Source organism: Pedobacter sp., assembly GCF_035317785.1.
Classification (GTDB): Bacteria; Bacteroidota; Bacteroidia; order Sphingobacteriales; family Sphingobacteriaceae; genus Pedobacter.
Map to the genome: position 1 here is coordinate 1 of NZ_DATHGC010000050.1, position 3,284 is coordinate 3,284.

3 protein-coding genes and 1 pseudogene are annotated in these 3,284 nt (G+C 45.5%); 3 read left to right on the plus strand and 1 reads right to left on the minus strand.

Translation table 11 applies throughout. The annotated features are described in order from the left end of the window. Together VK541_RS03290 and VK541_RS03295 are read left to right on the plus strand one after the other, a co-directional pair. Positions 1-406, plus strand: a pseudogene (locus tag VK541_RS03290) (alanine dehydrogenase); the annotation flags it as partial. A 5-nt stretch (positions 407-411) separates the two neighbouring features. Further along, the gene (locus VK541_RS03295) at positions 412-1,092 is read left to right on the plus strand and encodes a M15 family metallopeptidase (RefSeq protein WP_324366888.1); all 681 of its coding nucleotides are present in this window, start codon (positions 412-414) and stop codon (positions 1,090-1,092) included. Between the two features lie 3 nt (positions 1,093-1,095). Here the strand turns inward: VK541_RS03295 and VK541_RS03300 are convergent, their stop codons facing one another. Then, positions 1,096-2,427: a D-alanyl-D-alanine carboxypeptidase/D-alanyl-D-alanine-endopeptidase gene (locus VK541_RS03300; protein ID WP_324366890.1), complete on the minus strand. Its 1,332-nt coding sequence runs from the start codon at positions 2,425-2,427 to the stop codon at positions 1,096-1,098. Between the two features lie 41 nt (positions 2,428-2,468). Here VK541_RS03300 and VK541_RS03305 point away from each other — a divergent pair. Beyond that, positions 2,469-3,284, plus strand: an 816-nt coding sequence (locus VK541_RS03305; RefSeq protein WP_324366892.1) for an aspartyl protease family protein, incomplete at its 3' end; no start/stop codon positions are given.

A 3,284-nucleotide genomic window follows, 5' to 3' on the forward strand; every position in this document is an offset into this window, starting at 1 on the left:
TACTCACGGAAGGAGCCCCTGTATCATCATGGAAGAGACCGTGAGCAGAATGAAACCCAACTCCGTCATCATTGACGTCAGTATTGATCAGGGCGGCTGTTTTGAGACCTCTGAAGTCACCAATCATAAAGACCCGGTATTCAGAAAGCATGATGTCATTCATTACTGTGTACCAAACATTGCTTCCAGGGTGCCCAGAACTGCGTCTTACGCACTAACAAACATTTTCAGCCCCATATTGGTAGACATTGGAGATATGGGCGGACTAATGAGTGTCGTGTGGAACAAACCGGGAATAAGAGAGGCGCTATACATTTATCAGGGACACCTCACCAACAAAGACCTGGCAACCTTATTCAACATTCCCTACAAGGACATCGAACTTCTGGTCGTGTCCAATCAATGATCACCATGGCCCCCAGATTTCTGCTTGCTGTCCTGTTATTCCCATTTGCAGCCTTCGCCCAGGCCAAAGAAGATACCACAACACTTAGGGTCGTCGGGTCCTATAAGGCCTATTTGTCGTCCTGTGCCGCCAATCCGGACAACAAACTCGTAGAGCTAAAAAAAGCCATTCCGGGGATTATCCTTGACGTCCGATACGCCACCCGAAACAATTTCATGAAGCAGGTTATGTATAAACAGGCCCGGGCTTTTGCCAGAAAACCAGTTGCAGAACAACTCAAAAAAATACAATCCGAACTCAACCGCAAGGGATATGGATTAAAGATCTTTGACGCCTACCGCCCTTATGCCGTCACTGTCGCCTTCTACAAAAAAGCGAGCGACAAAGCTTTCGTTGCCAATCCCAAAAAAGGGTCCAAACACAATCGCGGCTGTGCGGTTGACCTAACGCTGGTCGACCTTAAGACAGGCAAAGACATTCCGATGCCTACGCCTTACGACAGCTTTGCGCCCGAAGCTTCCCCAACCTACAAAGATCTTCCGCAGCCTGTTATTAAAAACAGGGACTACCTGATCTCCGTAATGCACCGCCATGGCTTCCGTGTCATTGACAATGAATGGTGGCATTATGACTTTATTGGCTGGAAAAATTATGCCCTTATGGACATCCCCTTTGAAAGGCTGTGAACACTAATATTTTTCATGAATATAAGTGACGATCTCTGCCATGGCTTTCCTGACATCAGCCGTAGCATCAACAAAATTATTGTTCATGAATGAAAAGATATATTTCCTTCCTTTTTTGGTTAAGATATAACCGCTTTGGTTATAGACGTTAGACAAACTCCCCGTTTTGCCAAATACAAACGGCTGATCTGTCTTTGGATAGGCCTTTTTTAATGTGCCCGTTTTCCCGCCCGCCGGAAGCAGTGAGAACAACCGCTGCTGATCATGCACTTCAGTATCGATCAGCTCCAGCAGTTTAATGATATCCCTTGGCGTAAAAAGATTGTACCGGGAAAGGCCTGAGCCGTCTGCCCACCTGGGCCCGTCAGGCAAAGCGGAAAGATAATTTTTTTTGATGTGTTCAATTGCCTTAACGGCATTCAATTCCTGGCCCAGGCGGTCCGAATACACCAAAAGGAGCTGCTCGGCAATAAAATTATCACTGGGCAGCATCATTTCTTTCAGTACCGAATCTGTTTTTAACCCGAATAAAGTTTTTGCTTCTGCTGGCATTGCCATTGTGATGCTGTTGACGTTCTTTTTTAAAGTATCAGCCAGCAAAGCAATTGTTATGGCGGTGCTTACTTTGTAAGGCACCTGCTCATCGTATCCTAAAGGAACAGCAAGCGGAGGATGACGAAACACATTGCCGTTAAAATCCCGGCGAATGCGATATGCGGTATCCCTCATGGAAGAATCAGTCCGCAGGCTGTCTTTGAACAAGCGGGGAAGTGCCGCTGTTTGCCCATTTTTATTTGAAACATTTACCAGATTATCCATTATTGGCAATTCATTGATCTCCGCCTGGTAATAGTCGTTGTAATCATCCCATTGCCAGCCGCCGCCATAAAAATTGCCAGTATATCTGCCTGCCGCAAAGAACAACTGTTTATTCGATTGCTTTAAGAAATCATACACCGCATTTCCTTTCAGTTTGGTCTGCAATAAGGAAGGGTCTCCGGTGCCCCAAAAGATCAGAGAGTCCCCTTTTTCGATATACCTTAAAGATGGCATCCGGTCAGGGATCATCTTTAGTCCCGCATAAAAAGTAAAAAGTTTGGTATTTGAAGCGGGTGTAAAATACTTGTCCGCGTTGTGGTCCAGCACCAGCCTTTTGCTTTCCATACTATACAAGGCAACCCCCACGTAGTGCCTGCTTAGTATTTTTGACTGCCTGATCCTTTTTTCGACCGCCCCCGAAACTCTTTTATCGACCGAGCATGCGGTGAGAAATATAGCTGCAGAAAGAAAAATTATTCCCGCTAAACTCTTGTTTTTAATGATACATTTATCCATACTGTTTTACTAATTTATTAAATTAGTTTAATGAAACCGCCATGCGAGCCGCCAAATTCTTCTTTCTAAAAATAATCCTGTTGTCAGCGGTTCTTCAGATCTGTTCCGCCGCAAAGATATGCGCCCAGGAATTCCATTTCAGCGGAAACAGAAAAAAAGGCGCCGTATCTTTTTTACTGACTAAAAATCTGGTCGTTATTCCGGTTTACGTCAATGGCAAAGGACCCTATAATTTTATCCTGGACACCGGAGTCGGCCCAATGATCATCACAGATACTTCGATCGTTAAAGACCTGGATCCAAAAAAACTAAGACCCATAAAAATTACCGGTCTGGGTAAGGGCGCAGAGATAGACGCGTTACTTTCAAATGAGATCAATGCATCCGTTGGCCGGGCTGGCATCAGCTACATTCCGGCAGCCATCCTGAAAGAGGACGTCCTGGGGTTGTCCAATTATGTCGGCACCAAGATCTCCGGGCTGCTTGGTTATTATTTTTTCAGAAGCTTTATTGTGAAAATAAACTATTCAGGCAGAAGAGTCGTTTTCTTTTTGCCTGGTGACAAACGGAAAATTAAAGGAGAAAAAGTACCCATACAGATCATTAACAACAAACCCTACGTCAACATTGATCTTGACATTCCGGCGCTTGGCACTGTCAGTGTGAAGATGGTGATCGACAACGGGGCCAGCCACGCCCTGTCCCTGGAGACCTTAAACGAAAAGCCCTTCCCAGTCCCCGCAGACGCAATCAGCGCAAATCTTGGGATAGGGCTCAGTGGACCCATCAGCGGGAATCTTGGTCGGATAGCCCTAATGAGGCTGGGGAATTTTACATTTAAAAACGTCATCTCTTCC

Coding starts and splice junctions, on each gene's coding strand:
- VK541_RS03295 (WP_324366888.1), top strand. CDS start 412: ATGGCCCCCAGATTTCTGCTTGCTGTCCTGTTATTCCCATTTGCAGCC.
- VK541_RS03300 (WP_324366890.1), bottom strand. CDS start 2,427: ATGGATAAATGTATCATTAAAAACAAGAGTTTAGCGGGAATAATTTTT.